Origin of the sequence: Pseudobutyrivibrio ruminis DSM 9787, assembly GCF_900218035.1 — a bacterium.
In the GTDB taxonomy this organism is placed as follows: Bacteria; Bacillota; Clostridia; order Lachnospirales; family Lachnospiraceae; genus Pseudobutyrivibrio; species Pseudobutyrivibrio ruminis.
Window position 1 is genome coordinate 37,595 of record NZ_OBMR01000006.1, and the last position, 21,815, is coordinate 59,409.

Annotated in this window: 17 protein-coding genes; all 17 read right to left on the minus strand. The window is 42.2% G+C overall.

Features of this window, described 5'->3' with window-relative positions; genetic code table 11:
- Positions 1 to 8 precede the first annotated feature (8 nt).
- The 17 genes from CRN97_RS06630 to CRN97_RS06710 all read right to left on the minus strand — a co-directional run bounded on the left by CRN97_RS06630 (position 9) and on the right by CRN97_RS06710 (position 21,755).
- Positions 9 to 1,052 carry a polysaccharide biosynthesis protein gene (locus tag CRN97_RS06630; RefSeq protein WP_097076296.1) on the minus strand — a complete coding sequence of 348 codons (1,044 nt, stop codon included), beginning with the start codon at positions 1,050 to 1,052 and terminating at the stop codon, positions 9 to 11.
- A 2-nt stretch (positions 1,053 to 1,054) separates the two neighbouring features.
- The gene (wecB, locus tag CRN97_RS06635) at positions 1,055 to 2,209 is read right to left on the minus strand and encodes a non-hydrolyzing UDP-N-acetylglucosamine 2-epimerase (RefSeq protein ID WP_097076297.1); all 1,155 of its coding nucleotides are present in this window, start codon (positions 2,207 to 2,209) and stop codon (positions 1,055 to 1,057) included.
- A gap of 117 nt (positions 2,210 to 2,326) precedes the next feature.
- Complete coding sequence (locus tag CRN97_RS06640) at positions 2,327 to 3,547, minus strand: polysaccharide biosynthesis C-terminal domain-containing protein (protein ID WP_097076298.1); 1,221 nt, start codon at positions 3,545 to 3,547, stop codon at positions 2,327 to 2,329.
- Positions 3,548 to 3,664: 117 nt separating this feature from the next.
- Positions 3,665 to 5,686: a methyl-accepting chemotaxis protein gene (locus tag CRN97_RS06645; protein ID WP_242962024.1), complete on the minus strand. Its 2,022-nt coding sequence runs from the start codon at positions 5,684 to 5,686 to the stop codon at positions 3,665 to 3,667.
- Between the two features lie 132 nt (positions 5,687 to 5,818).
- Positions 5,819 to 7,585: an HAD-IIIC family phosphatase gene (locus CRN97_RS06650; RefSeq protein WP_097076299.1), complete on the minus strand. Its 1,767-nt coding sequence runs from the start codon at positions 7,583 to 7,585 to the stop codon at positions 5,819 to 5,821.
- 52 nt (positions 7,586 to 7,637) lie between these two features.
- Positions 7,638 to 7,877 (minus strand): acyl carrier protein, encoded by a 240-nt coding sequence (locus CRN97_RS06655; RefSeq protein ID WP_097076300.1) that lies wholly within the window; start codon positions 7,875 to 7,877, stop codon positions 7,638 to 7,640.
- An 11-nt stretch (positions 7,878 to 7,888) separates the two neighbouring features.
- Positions 7,889 to 8,740 (minus strand): AAC(3) family N-acetyltransferase, encoded by an 852-nt coding sequence (locus tag CRN97_RS06660; protein ID WP_097076301.1) that lies wholly within the window; start codon positions 8,738 to 8,740, stop codon positions 7,889 to 7,891.
- 9 nt (positions 8,741 to 8,749) lie between these two features.
- Entirely contained in the window at positions 8,750 to 10,054 is a 1,305-nt protein-coding gene (locus CRN97_RS06665; RefSeq protein ID WP_097076302.1) for a DUF4910 domain-containing protein, read from the minus strand.
- Positions 10,055 to 10,057: 3 nt separating this feature from the next.
- Entirely contained in the window at positions 10,058 to 11,644 is a 1,587-nt protein-coding gene (locus tag CRN97_RS06670) for a glucosyltransferase domain-containing protein (protein ID WP_179670697.1), read from the minus strand.
- A gap of 1 nt (position 11,645) precedes the next feature.
- A complete protein-coding gene (locus CRN97_RS06675) occupies positions 11,646 to 12,608 on the minus strand; it encodes a glycosyltransferase family 2 protein (RefSeq protein WP_097076304.1) in 963 nt (320 codons plus the stop codon).
- Positions 12,601 to 13,644 carry an acyltransferase family protein gene (locus CRN97_RS06680; RefSeq protein ID WP_097076305.1) on the minus strand — a complete coding sequence of 348 codons (1,044 nt, stop codon included), beginning with the start codon at positions 13,642 to 13,644 and terminating at the stop codon, positions 12,601 to 12,603. The genes CRN97_RS06675 and CRN97_RS06680 overlap by 8 nt, the downstream gene beginning before the upstream one ends.
- A 15-nt stretch (positions 13,645 to 13,659) precedes the next feature.
- Positions 13,660 to 15,612, minus strand: a complete 1,953-nt coding sequence (locus tag CRN97_RS06685) for a polysaccharide biosynthesis protein (protein WP_097076306.1) — start codon at positions 15,610 to 15,612, stop codon at positions 13,660 to 13,662.
- 100 nt (positions 15,613 to 15,712) lie between these two features.
- Positions 15,713 to 16,465 (minus strand): hypothetical protein, encoded by a 753-nt coding sequence (locus CRN97_RS06690; RefSeq protein WP_074789836.1) that lies wholly within the window; start codon positions 16,463 to 16,465, stop codon positions 15,713 to 15,715.
- Between the two features lie 83 nt (positions 16,466 to 16,548).
- Complete coding sequence (locus CRN97_RS06695) at positions 16,549 to 17,370, minus strand: hypothetical protein (RefSeq protein ID WP_074789835.1); 822 nt, start codon at positions 17,368 to 17,370, stop codon at positions 16,549 to 16,551.
- A gap of 2 nt (positions 17,371 to 17,372) precedes the next feature.
- A complete protein-coding gene (locus CRN97_RS06700; RefSeq protein ID WP_097076307.1) occupies positions 17,373 to 19,397 on the minus strand; it encodes a hypothetical protein in 2,025 nt (674 codons plus the stop codon).
- 103 nt (positions 19,398 to 19,500) lie between these two features.
- Positions 19,501 to 20,343, minus strand: coding sequence for a sugar ABC transporter permease (locus CRN97_RS06705; RefSeq protein ID WP_330400097.1), 843 nt, complete (start codon positions 20,341 to 20,343; stop codon positions 19,501 to 19,503).
- Positions 20,343 to 21,755: a carbohydrate ABC transporter permease gene (locus tag CRN97_RS06710; RefSeq protein ID WP_097076309.1), complete on the minus strand. Its 1,413-nt coding sequence runs from the start codon at positions 21,753 to 21,755 to the stop codon at positions 20,343 to 20,345. The genes CRN97_RS06705 and CRN97_RS06710 overlap by 1 nt, the downstream gene beginning before the upstream one ends.
- Positions 21,756 to 21,815: the final 60 nt, after the last annotated feature.

Here is a 21,815-nt window from a genome sequence, read left to right on the forward strand (position 1 = left end):
TATTTCCTTTACTTATTCCAGTTTTCTAACATCTCGCGTACATAGTCAGTTGTCATAATCTTATCAACTGTGCCCTGTACATCGAGGCGCTTTGTGTTGTGTGATGTGTATGCTTCAGATGCCATTGTGTGAACCTGGCCATCTACGAAGAACTTGTCGTAGTTGAGGTCACGGCCATCTGGAAGTACACGATAGTAGTTACCCATATCTACGGAACGAACGCACTCTTCGTTTGTCATAAGTGTCTCGAAAAGCTTCTCGCCGTGACGTGTTCCAATAATCTTTGTGCCTGTGTCACCGAAGAGCTGCTGAACAGCCTTTGCAAGGTCGCCAATTGTAGAAGCGTCTGACTTCTGAACAAAGAGGTCACCTGGCTCGCCGTGCTCGAATGCAAACATAACAAGTGCAACTGCCTCATCAAGATTCATGAGGAAACGAGTCATCTCTGGATCTGTGATTGTGATTGGGTTGCCTGCTTTGATCTGGTCGATGAAAAGAGGGATAACTGAACCACGTGAACACATTACGTTGCCGTAACGTGTGGTGCAGATTGTAGTCTTACCAGCTGCAACACGAGCGTTTGCACCGATAACCTTTTCCATCATAGCCTTTGAAATACCCATTGCGTTGATTGGGTAAGCAGCCTTGTCAGTTGAAAGACAAACAACTCGCTGAACCCCTGCCTCAACTGCAGCATGAAGAACATTGTCTGTTCCCTCAACATTTGTGCGAACTGCTTCCATTGGGAAGAACTCGCAAGAAGGAACCTGCTTTAATGCTGCTGCATGGAAGATGAAATCTACACCTGGCATAGCATCCTGAACTGAGCGCATGTTACGAACATCACCAATGTAGAACTTTACCTTGCCAGCAAGATCTGGGTGCTCAGCCTGAAGCTGATGTCTCATATCATCCTGCTTCTTCTCATCACGTGAGAAAATTCGAATCTCCTTGAGGTCTGAGTCAAGGAAGTGCTTAAGAACTGTGGAACCAAATGAACCTGTTCCGCCAGTAATCATAAGTGTTTTATCTTTAAATAATTCACAATTCATTTCTAAAATTTCCTCCAAACCATTTTATCCACAATACCAGTGTAAGACTGGATAATTTTTACAACCTTTGTAGATACGTTTTCTTCTACGTAGTCCGGTACTGGTATACCATAATCTCCGTTTTCATTCAAATCGATGGCTGTTGTAACTGCCTGAAGTAATGACTTTTCGTCGATACCTGCAATGATAAAGCAAGCCTTATCGAGGGCCTCTGGGCGCTCGGTAGATGTACGGATGCAAACTGCAGGGAATGGCTTGCCAATGCTTGTGAAGAAGCTTGATTCCTCAGGAAGTGTACCTGAGTCTGAAACTACTGCGAATGCATTCATCTGCAAGTGGTTGTAGTCGTGGAAGCCAAGTGGCTCATGCATACGGACACGTGGATCGAGCTTGAAGCCTGTAGCTTCGAGGCGCTTGCGTGAACGTGGATGGCAGCTATAAAGGATTGGCATGTCGTACTTTTCTGCCAATGCGTTGATAGCTGTGAAAAGGCTTGTGAAATTCTTTTCTGTGTCGATGTTTTCCTCGCGATGAGCTGAAAGAAGGATGTACTTCTTTGGCTCAAGACCAAGTGTCTCAAGGACGTTGCTAGCCTCGATTTGCTCAAGGTTTGCATGAAGAACCTCTGCCATAGGAGAGCCTGTTACATATGTGCGCTCCTTTGGAAGGCCACACTCTGCCAAGTAGCGACGAGCGTGCTCTGAATATGCCATATTTACATCTGAAATAATATCTACGATACGACGGTTTGTCTCCTCTGGGAGGCACTCATCCTTACATCTGTTTCCAGCTTCCATGTGGAAAATTGGGATGTGAAGACGCTTTGCAGCAATAGCTGAAAGGCATGAGTTTGTGTCGCCAAGAATCAAAAGCGCGTCCGGCTGAATCTCAACCATGAGCTCATATGATTTTGCGATGATATTGCCAACTGTCTGACCAAGATTGTCACCAACAGCTTCCATATAAACATCAGGATCATCAAGCTGTAAATCCTTGAAGAATACTCCGTTTAGATTGTAGTCGTAGTTCTGACCAGTGTGAGCTAACACACAGTCGAAATACTTGCGGCACTTCTTAATAACTGCTGCAAGTCTGATAATCTCTGGACGTGTTCCTACTATAATTAATAACTTTAGTTTTCCATTATTCTTAAACATACTATTACCTCTACTCCGCCAGTTACAACTACAAGCCTTAGTGTTTCTCCGCTCAACTACATGTTTCGCTTGAGAAACCTAAGAGCTTGCTGTCTACTGGCTCTTCTAAATAATCAACTATACGTCTTCACGGTATGTATCTGGTCTATCCGCCTCAAGTAATTCGTTGGCCCACATAAGGGTTACCAAATCCTGAGAATCGGAAAGATTGATTATATTGTGGGTGTAGCCAGGAAGCATGTGAACTGCCTGAATCTTTTCCCCTGAAACTTCGTATTCAATCACTGGGAATGGGTTGCCGTTTTCATCTACTCCCACGCGGCGCTGCTGAATGAGGCCGTGGCCGCTGACTACGATGAAGAACTCCCATTTAGTGTGATGCCAATGCTGGCCCTTTGTGATGCCAGGCTTGCTGACATTTACCGAGAACTGACCTTTGTCAGTGGTCTTTAAAAGCTCTGTGAATGAACCACGATTGTCCACGTTCATCTTTAAGTCGAAGCACGCCTTTTCCTTTGGAAGGTATGAAAGGTATGTGCTGTAAAGCTTCTTTGCAAAGCTTCCATTTGGAATGGCTGGCATGATGAGTGAATGAGGCTCTTCCACAAAGCTATCAAGAAGCTCCACGATTTCGCCGAGTGTCACTGTGTGTGTGACTGGCACGTGGCAATAGCGACCGTCTACTGCCTCTACCACCTGGCCCTGATCATCGTAATTGCAACGATGCTCCTGACCTCGAAGTGCTGCAACCATTTCGTTAACCAAATCATCAATGTAAACAAGTGTAAGCTCTGTGGCTGGGTCGTTTACTGTGATGTCCAAGCCGTTTGCCTTGTTGTGGCAGAATGTGGCAACTGCTGAGTTGTAGTTTGGGCGGCACCATTTTCCAAAAAGATTTGGGAAACGATAAACCAAAACCTTTGCACCTGTCTCCTGCTGATATTTGAAGAAAAGCTCCTCACCGGCAAGCTTGCTTTTGCCGTAATCACTGCCGGCATATCTGCCAAGAAGTGTGGCCTGGATAGATGATGAAAGCATAACCGGGCAAGTGTTGCCGTGCTTTTTCAAAGTATCAAGCAATGTGCTGGCAAACCCAAAGTTGCCTTCCATAAATTCCTCTGTGTTCTGAGGACGATTGACACCTGCAAGATTGAAAACGAAATCGCAATCGCTGCAGAATCGATCCAACTCCTCTAATGAAGAATTTCTGTCGTATTCATAAATTATCAGGTCCTCATCAACAAAATGGAACCTGTCTCTTCCATCTGCTGCACACTTAAGAGTCTCTACAAGATTCTTTCCAACAAAGCCTGCAGCCCCTGTAATTAATATTCTCAAATCTGTTCTCCATTTTTACATAATTAAACTCATTAATTATAGCACAACAATAAAATAAGTGCATTAAACTAAAAAGAGTTCGAAGACAAACTTAATCTGTCCTCGAACTCATGTAAATTATATTGTAAAGAATTGTACGCTTTCGTTGATAGAATCTGCTGCCACTGCAACTGATGAAGCTGCGTTTGAAACAGTGTTACTTGATTCCGCAACGTTTCTTGAGCTTTCAGTTAACTGGTTAACTGTCGCTGTGATTTCCTGGCTTGTAGCCGACTGCTCTTCTGATACGGCTGCCATGTTTGCTGCCACATCATTTACAGTTCCCATTCGCTCAGCCATCTTTGATAATGTGTCGCTTGCATCTGAAAGTGAAGCTGTAATGGTCTGGAATGTTGTTGCCGCATTATCAACTGCCTCTGAACTATCATGAATCATCTTTGTGTTTGATTCTGAACGCTCAGCAAGGTCGCGAACCTTCATAGTCATCTCATCAATGATTTCACCGATTTTTCTAGTTGCCTCGGCACTATCATTTGCAAGCTGTCCAATTTCGGAAGCAACTACCGCAAATCCTCGGCCGTACTCTCCTGCACGGGCTGCCTCGATTGAAGCGTTCAATGAAAGAAGATTTGTCTGGGATGCGATGCCGCTAATCATATCGATAATCTGGTTGATTTCTGCTGCGGCCTCGTCAACTGACTGAACCGCATTGTTCATATCGTTCATAGAAGCAACTACATCTTCCATTCCCTTGCGAACATTTGTCATGTCCTCGGCACCAACATTTGCTTTATCAACAAGCTCAACCATGCTTGTCTCAATCTGATTTTCAGACTCTGTAAGCTCTGAAACAGTCATTGATAATGATGTAGCATTTTCAGCTACCTCTGTAACTGACTCTGCCATGCTTTCCATGTTTGCAAGAATTGTTTCCATGGATCTAGACTGCTCGTTTGCTTCTGTATTTAAAACTCCAGCTGTGGACTGAGAATTCTTTGAATCAGTTTCAAGCTGAGTTGAAATGCCCTGAATGTTGCTGATAATTCCGCGCATGCTTTCGATGAATTTGTTCATCGACTTGTTCATGTAGGCAATTTCATCGTTACCTCTGTCGTCAATTGTAACTGTGAAATCACCCTGGCTGATATGCTCGATATTTTCTGTCAAAGCAGCTACCGGCTTACGAATCATTTTATTCAAAGTTACATTGAATAAAACGGCCAGGATAATCATCATTGCAACTACTGCCCCGATAACAATAAGAAGCATGTATAACACATCTGCTAAAACATCTGTTGCCTTAGCATAATTTATAACTTTCCAATCAGTGCCTTCTACTGTGTAAGTTGAAACGAAGTATTGTCCGTCTGCACCATTCATCTTAGCAACCTGACCATCTTCATTTTCAAGGACAGCTGTCATGTTGTTGAGTAATTTATCATCAACATCTGCTAAATTCTGACCGCACATCGCTGTATCCTCAGCACTTAGAATCAAGCCCTGTGAAGTAGCCATCATGGCACGACCGGTGTTGTATAATGTGACGCTGTTTAAGTAATCCTGAGATGTAGCCATCATAAGATCTGCTGCGATTACACCTTCTCTTCCGTCTTTTAAATGAACATGACGAAGAACTGTTGCACATAAGTTTCCTGTGTTTAAATCGAAATATGGAACATCATAGAAATAATAGTATGAATCCGTATATGCGATAGCCTGTTGATACCATGGCTTTTCGCGGATATCCATTCCTGGATCCCAACCTGTCAATTCAATAAAGGCCCCATCTGATAAAGATAGATATGCACCAGTTGGAATCATATCGTAGCGTCCCTTTGTCTGCTGCAAAAAGGCGCGAATCTCTGCGTCGTCCTCGAATTGCTGAACCTCAATTGAATCTGCAATAGCATTCAAATAATAGAAGGTTGATTTTAACTCGCTGTTGATTGCTATAGCATCTGATTTAACAGATTTTTCTAATGATGTGTAAAGAAGCTCATGGATGAGTTTCGTATCAAAAACACCTACAAGTAGTACTAGTAATGCAATTCCGCCTGCCACAACAGGTAGAAAGATTGAAATCAACTTCGTACTTAGTCGTTTAATTTTGTTGCCTTTTCCTATACCATTCGTTTTCAAGTTCTTTCCTCCAGTCAGTAAATCTTGATGTCTCACGAACTCCCCGGTATAAAAAACTAGTTGATTATTCTACAGTTTCCACACAAAAAATTAAGTTACCACTTTAGTTTTCAAATTTCAACAGCAATTGCTCTATAAATTTATATGTACTGGCTTTTGTTCATAATCAGCCACATTGATTGAATATGTTCTGTTGCCAGCTTCGTCTTCGTTTTCAAGAGTGAAGCCGTAGTCTCCATAGAAATCCTTCACCATGGAATTTTTGGCAGTTGGATAGTAATGAGCCACGATTTTACCAACGCCCTTTTCCTTGCAGCGGCTGACAAATTCGTTCATCATCAAATCTTCCATGCCGCGCTTTAAAACTCGACAGCTCATAAGCCACAATTTGATATCTACAATGCTGCCCTCTATCTCTCCTGCAACAACTGTGACGATGCCGTTGTCGGCGAACTTATCAACAAGCTTGCCAGCCATGCAGATGTGTTTTCCACCATCCTGCATCTGACGGATGTCATCCTCGCTGCAGCGAAGTGTGGTGAGGTTGAACTGATTCGACTTATTTGTAAGCTGGGCCACTCGCTGAATCATAATTGGCTCAAATCCGGTGATGTAGGCTGTCATATCCAGGCTGTCCAGATACTGGCCGTAGTCTGCAAAAGCTGCCTGGGCTTTCTTGGCCTCAGCCTTGGCATGGTACATCTGAGTCTTTTTCATATCCTCGCCGGAGAAGTTGGTAACCTCGAAATATCCGCCGTGGTCAAGAACCTTGATGTAGTTTTCTGCACCATCCATAGCAGGAGTCTCTACACCAAGCTGGCTGTGAACAATCTCTCGCTCAGCAGGATTGTCATCCGCAAATACGAAGCTATCCACACCAAGTGTAAGCTCCGAAGCCATCTGAGAAAGGTTTAAATCCTTTGGATTCCAGTTTGCCTTGATTGAAACGAAATCATCTGGGCGAAGGATGCCGTCTGGATGATTGAGTCCGGCGATTGCGTTTGCCTCGTCGTTTTTCGAATCGATGGCAAGGACTACACCGATGTCCTTGAGATTCTTGCAGTAGCTTTGGAACTCGGCATACACCTGTCCTGCTGGAACCTCTGGGCCGATGGCGATGCCTTCTACTCCATCATCACCTACAATGCCACCCCAAAGGGTGTTGTCCAAATCAAGGGCAAGAACCTTTTTGTTGCGTCCGTAGATAGACTTAATAATAGAAGCAACGGACTGAGCCACGTAAGGAATAGCATCCATATTCATGGCGCACTTGTACATGTGCCAGTATTTGGCATCGTTCCACTGAGAAAGGCCGTAGTCCTGTGCCAGATAATCGATATCGTTGATGTAAAAGCCAGTGTGATTATTTGCATAATCATAGAAACGCTGATTCAATCTTGAGATGAAATTGCTGCGTCCTCTGTAGTCCCAGATGTCGCGGTTGCCCATTAATCTGTAGTTTGGTCTGTCGAAATTGTTCTGGATAATTGGGCAATGGAACTTTTCCTCAAGAGCAGTCCACATAGCCTCGAAATGCTGATACTGATTTTCAAGCAAATCATCCACTGTGGATTTATCCATATCCATCTGTGGAAAATCGGTGATATTTCTCCAGCTGGTGTGGATATATATGATGTCCGGATTCATTGCGTCAAGCTCAGGACTGCCGAACATTGCATCCTGCCAATACTGGCCATATTCAGACTGATAGAAGCTGGCCTTGATTCCGTGATTCAACAAAAAAATAGAAAGCATATCTACCACATCGTTTGTAGTGGAACCGCCCAGCACTGCAACCTTCTTTTCGATGAGTCCTGGCTTTTCAGATAGCTCTCTGTAAATCTTGGCGCGCTTTCTGCGCAATGTTTTTGTATCTAAAGGATAATTAAAACAATCCATTTTTACTCCTTAGTTTGCTAATTATTAACCCAAGTTTCTTTCAATGTATGTTTTATACATGGCTTGCCACAATATCTACGATGCTGCCTACATTTTTGAGAGCTGCAACTTCGTCCATAGTGAACTGGAATTCAAATTCGTCCTCGATCATTTCGATGAGGTTCATCTGCATAAGTGAATCCCAACCTTCGATGTCGTTTGCTGTGGTGGATTCGCTGATTTCAAGGCTGTCATCGTCGAAGGCATCCTGAAAGATTTCGTTTATTTTAGATAAGATTTCTTCTCTATTCATGGTAATCTCCTTTATTCTAATCCTTTTATTTCGTAAGGAACGGTCTTTGGCTTTGACCAGTCCAAGGTGTAGTTTTCAAATTTTAATGTGTTGGCACCGTCTGCGCGCATATCTGCAGCAATGACTGGGCAGGCTGCCCCAAGGTCGCAAACGCAAAGACCAAGGCTATGACTTTCGCCAGCTTTTGCTACGCCATTTGAAACAAGCCATTCGTTGGTGATGCTGATTTCCTGGATGACATCCAAATCACGGACGTACATGCAATAGCAGCGCTTTTCTGTGACGCCATATTTATCTGTGTAATCCCCAAAGAAATACTTTGGATGACGATAAGGTACATCAACGCACTGCTCTACATAGTGACCAAAGGTGATACCTTGGTGAGCTTCAATATCAAAGAACAGCTGCTTGCCACCGTTGTCACGAAGATAGGTGAATGGGCCTGCATCGCCCCAGGCATCCTGGTTGCTCATAGCTGCAAGACGATGTGCGTTCTTGCCCCAAACCATAAAGGAATACATTGGGTGCTTGGTGCGGATGAAATCGGTTCTGTTTTTAAGAATCCAATTGTTTAGAGCGCCAACCTCGCCTGGTGTGTTTAAATAATCGAAGCCATTACCTCTGCAAAAGTCCCAGGAAAAAACTGGAAACAAAAGTGTACCTTCCTCTCCAACTAAATCCTGTAACGTATTTACGAATTCATTTAAGAAATCATTTCTCTGCTTTACTTTAACCTGACATTCGTTTTTGGCAACGAATAAAAGGTTTGTGATATCGCTAGCAACGTAAACCATGTCACCACGTGCTATGCCAAGAGATGCGATTTCATTTTTTATATCATTTAACAATTCTTGTGATGTCATTTTTTCCTCTTATTTTACTTCAACCAAGCCATTTTCATGAAGCTTGTGAGCGATGTCGATTAGCTCTTTTACTGGAACTCCTGTGATTTCAGAAATGCCAATCAAATCATTGCGACCATCGGCGTAAGTCATGAAATACATCATGGCCATGACTGCATCGTAGCTTCCCTTTTTGCTGACTGTTGGGAAGAGGCCGCGCTTGCCAAGCTGTGGCTCGCAAGGTACTGTCATGACAAAAGTCTTGTTGTTTTCAAGGGCGTCTACCACCTGAGTGACAACATCGTATGCTCCCTGGAATCCCTTTGGGCTAACGAGAGTCATATCATCAGCACTGGTATGGTACTCTGGGTACTCGCCAAACTTGCTACGACAGAAGCAAACCACTGGAAGGTCCACTCCTGCGGAATTGTACTGGCGCTCGTCTGAGCCGCGCTTCAAAAAGCTGTAGTCGCTATATTTTCCTTCTGTATGAGTTTTTAGAACATTCGTAAGAACTCTGTCAGCAAGGGTATCTGCGTATTTGCTATGGACAATTGAATAATCCCTATCATCACCTACGCAAGAAAGATTAAATCCTGCAACGATATGCTGCTTCATGTGCTGCAAGTGATTATCTGTAGCGATGTATGTGATAGAACCAATTGTCTCTGGAATGATGATGAATCGGTATGTGTAGTGTCGATTCTGTATCGTTTTTACGTATTTGATAAGCTCACACATTAGCACTGGGCCAGAGACCTCGTTGTTGGCCATAGATGGGTGGCAATCGTATGTTGAGAAGAAGATTTCTTCATCGGACTCGCCTGGTAAAACAAGCTCAGCGTATGTAAGGTTGCCATTGAAAAGCTCTGAATCGATGTACATGTGGTACTTGCCTGGCTTAAGGCTATCAAGCTGATTCTGGCTCATGCAGAATCCGTAGCGCTCCTTGTAGTAGCTGGTTACGTAAGGTACGATATCTGGCTGATCTGGCAATGTGAAGATGTGCTGCTTTAATTCTTCTAAATCAACCCACTCATCGATTGGGGTAGAATAGCCCATCACGTGGAGGTTGCTGACAGCCATATCTACGATGTGATTGCCTGCCTCATCCTCGATGTAGGCTGCGTTTATCTTCCATTCCTTTGGCACATTCCAATCAAAAACCTGGGTGCCGCTGGCAACATTTTTTATTTCGAAGGTGATGCCATCATCGCCTGCAATCCTATCGGAACACATCTTTAAAGTCTGGCGAACGCCCTCACCTGTGATGCTTCGGTTGATAGGAAAAAGCTCTGTGGCAAAATCATACATGCTCTGTCCGATTGAACTCATGAATTACTCTCCTAGCTTAACAATTACTTTTCCGTCAATCACTGCGATTGAACCGTCATTTGGATATGTTGGCATAGCCTTAACCTCAGCGCTATCAGCGTATGTGCCGTCGTCCTCGATGAGGAGGTCGTTGCCAAATCCAAGGTGCTCCTGCATAAAATATCTTGAGCCGCCGTAAGTAATGATATCGGTGAAACGAGGATATTTTTCAAGCTGAACTGCCTCAAGCTGGTCTACTGAATCCACCTTGGCATTGGTGCCGTCGGAAAGATTTTCCCAGCCAACGAAGACAATTTCCATATCATCGGAAAAACCTTCTGTGGCTTTGATGTTTGCAACAAGCTCGGTGTAGTAAGCAGTAGCCTGCTCCTCTGCAATTTCTGCCTTCATGTAGGCAGCGTTATCAAGATATATGTAACCCACAGTGAGAACTGCAAGTGAAAGAATCTGAATCCATGTGGCGATTGATGTAAGGCTACGGATGACGCCGGCCTTAAAATCCTGGGCATCCAGCATCTCAATCAAAAATACTGGAAGAAGGAATACGAAAATGTTGCCGTAAACCATAAGTGAATCTACGTGATATTCCTCACTAGTAGAAAGAAGGTAAACCACGTTCATTCCGATTGGAAGGAAAATGAGGCCAACCAATGAAATGGCTTTAACGCCGACCTTATTTGAGCTACGAACCAGCATCACTACAAGCTGGATGATTGTAACGACAACAACAAGCGCTGTGAAGGCTCTGAGATATAGCAAAGCGTTGATGCCAGCCTGACGAAATCCAAAGAAAGCTGAAAGGCTCTTTATAATCTGATTTGGAAGAAGGGCAAGGCTATAGCCATCATCCATCCCCTTATAATCAACAGCTTCGATGCCTTTGATGTGCTGAGTGATGAAACGCATAACGCCCCAGATACCAAGGCCCACAACAAGCTCTGCCAAATATGTGAAACCGCGTTTTGCATACTCATCGATAGAAGTGATTTCATTTTTCAAAACGCCAAGTGTAAGTGACACAAGAAATGCTGCGATTGTAACAGCAAAAAATGCCTGGTAGATACCAAGGCTAAGTGATAAAACAACAGCGGAAAGGATGAAGTTTTTCACTGATAAAGACTTGAGCAAAATCTTTGCTGCAAGGACCGCAAGAAGGAGTGCCAAGAAGTATTCCCATGCTGTAAACATGAATGAGAAGATGCTGGTAACTACCGGATATACGGACATGATTGCGCCGACGAATGCAGCTGCAACCTTTGACTTAATCTGGAACATATCCACAATAAGCATTGCTGCAAAGCCAATGAAAATCAAAGACAAGATACCATTAAATACAGGCACTGAAAAAAGCTTTGTAGTCATCATCTGAATGTCGTAGATGAAACCAAGAACCCATCTGCCGGATTCGTATGTGCCGCCAAGTGAAAACAGGCAGGCTGCATTGTCATGATATGAAATGCGGTTGAACAAAACATACCCATGGGCCACAAGCCCAGCTACCAAAACTGAGATTAGGGCTGTGATTTGTGTGCCTGTGAAATGATTTTTGATTTTCGAAAATGCTGTCTCTATCTGAGATGTGAAATTCATATTATTGCAATTCCTCTCCATCTTTTGTAATTACGCTGTCAACAATGTAAATTGGACGATTCTTGACCTCGGCGAAAATAATTGCGAGGTACTCTGAAACGAATCCAAGAATGATGAACAATACACCAAACATAAAGCAAAGTAAAACGATGATTGTTGAATATCCATCTGGTGCAGTGCCAAGGAAGTACTGAACGATGGAATAAATCATAAGAATAAATGCGGCTACTAGTGATACAAGTCCTGCGTAAATCCCCATCTTAAGTGGCGCATCTGAAAAGTTGCAGATGGCATTAAGGGAAAGGGCGATGAGCGACTTAATGTTGTAGTTGCTTTCGCCGGCGATACGTGATGATGCTTCAAACTCAAGTGTAGTCTTTCTGAAGCCAACGTTTTGAACATATCCGCGAAGGAAGCGAACTCGCTCGCGGTAATCCCTCTTTAATACAAGGGCAACTCTACGAGAGATGCCGAAGAAATCTGATGAATTGTTTTCAAACTTTGTTTTGCCGGAAAGCTTATTCATAACTTTGTAGAAGCCCCAGGATGTAACGCGCTTGATAAGCCCAGCATCCTTGCGGGCAGTACGAATCATAGAAATAACATCATATCCCTCATCAAACTTGCGAGCCATATCTGCAAGAGATTCTGGTGGATGCTGCAAATCTGCATCCATGCAAACGACTGCATCGCCGGTAGAATAATCGATGCCGGCTATCATAGCAGCTTCGTGGCCACGGTTGGCTGCAAAGTTTACAACCTTAACATGGTCATCCTCGGAAGCAAATTCGCGAAGAATTTCCAAGCTGTCATCTTGACTGCCATCATTTACAAAAATAAGCTCATAGTCCCATCCAGTCTTTGCAAAATCATCGGTAAGGACCTGATTGGTGTGCTCATAAAACTGGTGCAAGCCAAGAGCCTCATTATAAACAGAAACTACAATTGATAATTTCTTAGCCATTTTGGATTAATCCTTTCAACCATTTTGTAAGTGGTTTTTCAATAAGATAGTAAACAATAGTTGCGAATACACAAAGACCAAGTAAAAACTCAATCATCAAGTGCATTGGATTTGGGAATGTTAAACCAAATCTGGTGCTGATGTACATAAGAAATGCAAGGCCGATGAAGTGCCAAATGTACACTTCAAATGAGATTGCTGCCAAAACGCTCCAGATTTTCAAACGGAAGAATCTGGCTGTGCTGAGGGCAACAAACATCATTGCAGGCCAAAGCATGTATGTCATTACCGAACGATGATTTCCCTGAATGTATTCAAACTTAAATAAATATCCGAAAGCACAGAGTGCTGTCATTGCAAATCCATAGATTGTAAGTGCCTTGTGTGAAAGCTTTTCCCACATGCTGTAGATAATGAGGCCAAGAAAGAATGCTGAATAGCCTCTGCCTGTTTCCTCTGTGAAGAATGGGAATGCAACGCCGTATTCCACAACGCATGTACCGACAACAACCATCACTCCTGCGCCAACCAAATGGCTTACCTGAAGCTTGTTGCAAAGCCAAACGATGAAATACAAAAGCACATAACAATAAATCAACACACATAGATACCAAAGTGGTGGGTTTAGCGAAAGGCCATTGTTGATTGGACCACCTGTTGTGATAAGAAGCATACTGCTGAATGTACGCCAGTATGTAACTGCTATATCGAAGAACCATGCACCAGTCATTCTGAAGTAGCTGAACATGATGATGGCACCTGTGATCATTGTGATGGCAACCATTGGGTAAATACGGATTGCCTTTTTAATGAAGTATTTGCCGAAGCTTTCATTAAGCATTTTAGCTACGGAAGGCGCGCACATAAATCCTGAAATCATGAAAAACAATTCAAGAATTGGGTACATGTCGATTGTGCCACCGTAAAAATTAATACCTGCGTAAACCACACCAGTAACCTGCTGGAAGTGATGGAATACCACAAGAACAGTAAGCACAATTTTATAAATATCTAATGTGTAAATACGTTGTTTCATTATACTCTCCAGTATCTAGCCTTTGAATGTAGGCACAGTTTCTCTAATCTTCTGAACCACCTCTGGGCCCTCGTTGCTGTATGCAAGTGTCATAAGTGATTGAAGATTTCTAATAAATTCATCTGAATCAAACTTGATTGGCTCTGCCACGTGAATCAGATGATTTTCAGTTTCTTTCAAGCCTTCCTCGCTCATAAGCTTTTCTTCGTAAAGCTTCTCGCCTGGGCGAAGGCCAATTTCTTCTATTTCAATATCGACGTCTGGACGAAGACCTGCAAGCTCGATCATGTTGCGAGCAAGATCAAGAATCTTTACAGGCTCTCCCATATCAAGAACAAAAATCTCTCCACCTGATGCATTGGCGCCTGCCTTAAGCACAAGGCTGACTGCCTCTGGGATTGTCATGAAGTAGCGGATGATATCCCTATGTGTAAGTGTAACTGGACCGCCCTCTGCAATCTGCTTCTTGAAAAGAGGTACAACAGAACCATTTGAGCCAAGCACGTTACCAAAACGAACTGCAACATACTCTGTGTGGCCACTGCCTGCTGGAACCTTTTCTGAATCTGCTGTATCAATATCAATCTGATGAGTGATAAGTGTTGGAAGCATATCCTCGTGGTTGTTGCGGACCATGTTGTCGAAAGTCTGGATAATCATTTCGCATATACGTTTTGTGGCCCCCATGACGTTTGTAGGGTTAACTGCCTTATCTGTGCTGATAAGAACAAAACGGTCGCATCCATATTTCATAGCAGCATAGGCTGTCTTGTAAGTACCAACTGCATTATTTTTGATAGCCTCGCAAGGGCTGTCCTCCATAAGAGGTACATGCTTGTGAGCTGCTGCGTGATAGCAGATGTTTGGTCTGTATGTTTCAAACACTGATTCAATACGGCGAGCATCGCGAACTGAACCGATAAGTGTAACTAAATCAAGATTAGGATATTTGCGCTTAAGCTCAAGCTGAATATCGTATGCATTGTTTTCATATACATCAAAAATGATGAGCTGCTTTGGGCCATACTTAGCAATCTGACGGCAAAGCTCGGAACCTATGGAACCGCCACCGCCTGTAACAAGAACAACTTTGCCCTGAAGCTGAGCAGCAACATCCTCCTGATGGAGGCTGATTGGATCACGCCCGAGAACATCCTCTATTGTGATGTTCTGAAGATTGCCAGCGCTGATGATACCGGCCTTTTCAGCGTACATATTTGGAAGCTGCTTAATGCGGCAGTTTGTTTCCTTGCAAATATTGATGAGGTTACGCTTTTCGCTAGGAGCAAGTGTAGCGATAGCGATGTAGATTTCCTTTATCTCGTACTTTTCAACGGCATAAAGAATCTTATCGCGGCCACCGATTACCTCTACTCCATCGATGTAACGGCCCCATTTGTTAGGGTTGTCATCGATGATGCAAACGACCTTGGCAGAACCATTTGCTCCACCGTTTACAAAGTTAACATCGCGAAGAATCATACGTCCTGCAGAACCAGCACCAATAAGGAGTACGTTGGTATCTGCAGCACTTGCCTCTCGGCTATCTCGAAGAAGCAAGATAAATCTATAAGAAAAGCGAATGCTAACTCCAAAGAAAAACTGGAATGCGATTCCAAATACATAATATGAAATTGGCATTCTGTGAATGAATGCTGTAACAACAACTGCGTTTGATACAAGTGTAACAGCTGTAGAAAGCACTAATTTTTTAAGCTCGTAGAAGCTAGCAAAACGCCAAATGCTTCGATAGAGACCAAAAAACTGATAAATAATAACTGTGAAAATTGCGTATGGAATAATGATTACGTAGTACTTCTCCAAGTACTGTGTTTCGATATGTGAAAACTGGCAATCGAACCTGAGCCAAAGTGCAAGAAAATAAGAAAGCACAACGGTAATAAAATCGTAGGCAAGTAAGAAATATGCCACCTTGTGCCAATGCTTCATTCTATTCATAATCTCCATTTAAGATTAGTCCTCCAAATAAAAAATACGGTACCCGGGCTCTAAGCCCATGATACCGTATTATAACACATATTTAGTTTAATAATATAGGTAATGACTATTATTTCAAACCTGAAACCTTATATTCCATTGTAACTGGATCAGGAATTAAACCGAAGTTCTGTGCGCAGTATGTCTGCAAGTCCTTACCAAAGTTTGGTCCGTATGTAACTGTAACCTTATCTCCATTTGAAAGACCTGTTGTAACATCTGCACGGAATGTGATGCCTTCGTAGATATCATCATCAGATGTGATTTCAAGCTCACAAACACCCTCGCCATCATTTCCTGAGAATGTAACCTTCAAGTCATCGAAAGGATTGAATGTAACTACATCTGCAAGGCCAACTACTGAAAGCTCCTGAGCATCTGATACAAGCTTGATGCCATAATGCTTTGTAATATAATCCTCATCAATGCTCCATGAAAGAACTACATCATCGCCATTTGAAAGGTCTGTTGAAGCGTTGAGCTCGTATGTGATGCGTGACTGTAAGTCAAGATCTGCAAATGAACCTTCCTTGAAAATATCAAGTGGATCCTCGAGGCGCTGCTTGTCAGCCTCGCGCTGAATCTTTGCATCTAATTTTGCATTCTGTGCGAAATCATACAAGAATTCCTCATTATCAAATGTGACTGTGGCTGTTCCCATTGAGTCATATCCAGTGAACTGAACTGAAACATAATCGTTGATATCCATTGTCTTTGGAGCATTTAAGAAATAAAATGCTGCGCCTGCAGCTGCTGCAATTACAACCAATATCGCAATTATAATAAATTTCTTACTTCCTTTTTTCTGCTGTGTTTCTGCCATAATAAACCTCCTTAGATTTAATTCAAGCACTTATGAATGATACTACAAATTAATGGATGAATGCAAATTTAATGTGTAGTACTTTAGAAAGTTTTAGAATTATCCTCCTGCCCATCCACTGGCTTTATCATGAGATTGTCAGCTATAGCTGACTTTTTAGAGAACTTGAGGGTGGTGTAACCAATAATGCTGAAGGCTACTGCTCCAACCAGGTTTACTAGAAGGTCCTTCATGGTGTCGATGATGCCAATATCAAGATAGCCGCCAGGTACTGTGTAAGACTGGCCATCAGCTGTGTTAATTACAGTGTCTGTGATATTTGAAATAATGAATGGCATGCCACTGTTGTTTGGATCAAGCGTGACTGAGCCAATGGTTTGAACTACGAAGTCCTTTTGCATATCTAAATAAAAGAAATAATCCATAGTGAACTCGAAGAATTCCCAAATTACTCCTACAGTCATAGAAAAGCAAAAGGCTACAAGTGTAAGATAAAATGGAGACAGATTAAAGTGTTTGCTGCCACGATTCAGTAAATAAATCAGTGAGAATCCAATGGCTGCACACAAAAATCCATTCATTGTATGAAGCATGGTGTCCCAGCCGGGGATAATCACATAGTAATGATTCACTTCACCAAGAATTTCAGCTGCGTATATAAAGCCAAAAATGATGGCCTGGAAAACTGCTGGAAACTCTATCTTCATTTTCTGCTGCAAGAATGCAGGCATCAAAAACAAAAGTAGCGACAATATACATATTGCCGCACTTTCATAATTCTTAGTCAGAATGCATCTGATAAGTGTAAGTATAACAAGTCCACGTAAAATCAAATAAAAAATGAAAGTACGCTTATTCTTTTTATAGCTATCCACCAATGAATTCTTGTAATCAATGATTTTCATATTTATTCCCTATCAACTGTTATATTCAACACAATTGCAAGTTCATCTGTATTATTGGAAATACGATATTGGATTCCTTCAACACGGGAGTTAACTGTAAGCTTAACAGTTATAACTGTATCTGATGTAGATACTACTTCGAAGCTATAGTCACCTGGGTTGTTTTCTGAAAGGATTTCAACTTCGCAGTTTGAAAGGCCACCACCATTGTATGAAACGATGTATTCGCCTTTATCAAGGCTTGAGTATGGTCCAAAGATCAGACCGCCGTTTGTAAGTGCAACCTGACTGTCGTCGATAGTACCCATGCCGTTGAAGAACATTTCCTTTGGCTCGACAACGCCATCGTTGCTGCCGTTGACGAGGTATTTTGCATAGTCATCCGCATATACGTATACATTTAAGTTTGTTCTGTATTCACCACGGACATCGTTGTAGCAAAGGGCATCTTCGATAACGAACTCATCTATTGGCTGCTCATAACCATAAAGGATGGTGTCGTAATTATACTCGCCGGCAAGCTCTTCATCTGTAAGCATAATGAAGGACTGTGTTTCCTCTGGTTCGTAGATAGAATTATCAACAAGCCACCAGTACTCCTGAAGGCGATTCTGCTCAACTGTGATGCCGCCGATGCGAACTTTGTCATCTGAGTATAACTGATTCGCATATGCGTTCCAGAATGTTGCATATCCCTTTGTAAGGCCATGGTCTTCTAAAACGTCAGACACCTTTTCCTGTGCTTCCAATCGATTCTTCCAACCACTGACATTTGAAAGCATAGCTACGCACTCAATAAGTGAAGCCACAACAAAGAGGACTATCCATGCATAGCCTCGAACTTCGTTTTCCTGTTTAATCCAGTAGACATAGATATATCTAGCTGAAACAATAACAAAAAGAACAACGGATGATGTCATGTGATACTTGATTACGAAATCAAAGAAAACACCGCAAAGAAGCATCACAAGATTATGAAGCATTGCATAAAAATATATAAACTGAATAGTCTTTGTTTCTTTTAAGATTTTGCGACCTTGAAGAATTGGAACGACAATGCAAACAATTGCACACATTACAATTGATACAAAGTTGCGGAGGCCTGTCATGGATGACACTGAAACATCAGCCTGGAAACCAAACACCTCAAAATAGTAAAGAACAGTTTTGATTAAACCGTTCCATACATCAGACATTGAGCCCGAGAATACCATGAGTGATTCTTTGACATTGTTGATGTTGTGCCATGTAGCAAGCCAATTGTATGTGATAAGTCCTAGCACAGCTGGGATGGCATTGGCAAAAATCCAATATATCGCATCCTTCAAATCTGTCTTCCAAATCACTGACTTGCGTTCTGCTGCACGGATGTAGACCATAACTACCACTGTCATAATCATAGGTAGTGCAAAATCTGCAAGGGTACGTGGGCCACGAACTGAAAGGATGTAAAGTATCACCATATAAACTGCAAGCTTCACTGAAAACAGCTTGCCCTCAGCGTACTTTCTGTAAGCATTGATAAAAAGCATGCACACTAATGGCTGCCAAATGATGAAATCGCCATAGCAACCATCATAAAGAACATACACTGCGATTCCAAACAAATACATTGTTCCAAGAGGAACCATTAGCATCCATGATTCGTCTTTGAAATATTTCTTAGAAAGAGCTCCAAGTGCTACGGCGCCGAGGATCATCTGGATAACGACCACAATTGTACGGGCAACATCACCAGCGCCAAGAAATGGATGTACCAGTATCGACAAAATACCTACTGTTGGATACAGTGTCCAAATATCTCCGTTGGCATAGCTCCATGTGCCAGAGAAAAAGTTGTGATGCTTGTAAAATGAATCTGCAAACAAGCTGGCAATGGCCATATCTGAATTTACCACCGTACGACCGTAGGTCATGGTAAGGACTGCGCAAGCGAACAAAACGATAAGACAAAGAATAGCCAGGATTTTGTCTTTCAGCGATAAATTTACTGTCCAATTTTTAAAACTACTAAATACCTTTTTCATGTTCTCTTCCTATTTTCTCTATAATAAAAAACTATGACTGGAATCCCAATCATAGTTTATTATACACATATTTCTGTAGCTTAACCATATTATATTATCACTGCTATCCTTTGACTGCTCCGCCGGTTACACCCTCAACGTAGAATTTCTGCATGATGATGAACAAAATAGAGATTGGTACGGCAATCATTAGTCCACCGCAGCAGAAGTATGTGAAGTACTGGTTAACAAGTGCTCTCTGCAAAAGATTGAAAAGGCCAAGGGCCATTGTCCAGTCTGATGCATCCTTTGACTTAATCATCAAACGAACCATAACGAAATCCATCCATGGATTCAGGAAGGAATTGATTACAGTGTAAACAATCATTGGCTTTGAAAGTGGCACCACAATTTTAGCGAAGATGGTGGCTTCCGATGCGCCCTCAAGCTTTGCTGCTTCGTGCAAAGATACTGGAATTGTATCGAAGAAGCCCTTCAAAATCAGATAGCCAAGTCCTGATGCTCCTGAGTAAAGGATAATCAAACCTACCACGCTATCTGTCAGGCCAAGCATCTTCAGGATGAAGTACATGGCAATCATTGAAAGTACGCCAGGGAACATGCCGAGGATCAATGAAAAGCTCATGAGCTTCTTTCTACCTTTGAACTCGATGAATGAAAACGCATATGCGGTCATGATTACAAAAATAGATGAAACAAGGCAGCTGAATACACCGATTATCATGGAGTTTTTGAACCATGCTGGGAAGTTGGCGGTTGAATCTGGTTCAAAGAACAGCTGGTGATAGTTGGCAAGTGTCCAGTGTGCAGGGAAAAAGTGGTTTGTGTTGATTCCCTTTTGTGTGCTGAAGGTGGTGACAACCAGCCAGAAAACTGGTATCAGCCAAATAAAAGCCAAGATAGCTAAAAATACGTGTCTTCCGATAATTTTACCTATTTTTTTCATTATCTATATACCCCCTCTTTATCTCCACCTATCATTCTTGAGAAAGTAAGAAGTGAAAGGGCTGCACAAACTATGAATGTTATGATACCGATAACTGATGCCATCTTGAAGTTTGAGTACTCGTTTGTCAGTCTGAATAGCCAGGTGATGAGCAGGTCAACTTCGGTGGCATGTGAGTTTGCCATAGACATATTTGTTGTCTTGTAGTTGTATGTAAGCAAATATATAACGTTGAAGTTGTTAATATTTGCAATTACTGACTGGATTAATGATGGGCCGGTGATGAACATTACGTATGGCATTGTAATCTTCCAGAAAATCTGGAATTTGTTGGCGCCATCGATTTTTGCTGATTCAATCTGGTCTGATGGGATATTCATAAGGATACCTGTTGCAACAAGCATCTGATATGGAATACCAACCCAGATATTTACCAGGATGATGGTCACGTGGGCCCAGCCTGGTCGTGACAAAAATGGGATGAAGGCATCGCCTGCGTTTAGTAGTCCGATATTCTTGAAGAAATCAAGAATACCTACGTTAGCACAAAACGTATTTACGATACCATAATCACCAAACATCTTACTGATAAGAAGCAATGTAACGAACTGTGGAATACCGATTGTGATAACAAAAAGTGTTCTCCACATGCCCTTGAGCTTTGTATCTTCGTGATTGATGAACTGAGCCAAAAGGATTCCACCAAGGAATGTTGTTGCTGTTGCAAGGACAGCCCAGATTAATGTCCAAACCAAAACTCTTACAAACGCGTAGCCAAATGTGATGGTCTGGCTGGTTGTAAAGAGGTTTACAAAGTTCTTGAATCCAACCCATGTGAAAAGATATGTTGGTGGCTGATGGTTCTCATCGTAATTCGTAAATGCGATACCTACCATGAATAGGATTGGAATAATGTTGATGAGAATTACTCCAATACTTGGCAATGTAAGAAGAGTGATGTGGAAGCGCTCGTTTTTGAAGCTCGCGATATCTTCCTTAAATGTACTTAAGTGTTCTCCCTCTTCCTGCATCTTTTGAAGACGATAAACAGTCTTGATATTTGCAATATATAGTGCCAGAAATGCGATGATAACAAGGATTCCGATGATTCCGTAAAGAAGAATCAACAGCGAGTTATCAAAGTCATTTACTGTTTTTTGCATAGTTAATGGATCAAAGATTTCCTCTCTTTGGACTGTGCCAAGAGTTGAAAGCTTTGACATGTATGGGGCGAAAACGCGAAAAATTGAGGCGATTACTCCTACCTCAAGCAAAGTCATCAGTATTCCGCGGGCTATTTGTTTTCGTCCGAAATATCCAGCACCCATAATCAAAAGAGAGAGCTTGACCCAGATGTCGCCTTTGGCTATGGATGTGAAAAAGTCTTTAAAATAGTTGCCAATTTTCTTCATAGATTATTCCTCTGATTTATAAAAGGGCTTCTCCATTCGGAGAAGCCCGAAAAAGCATTA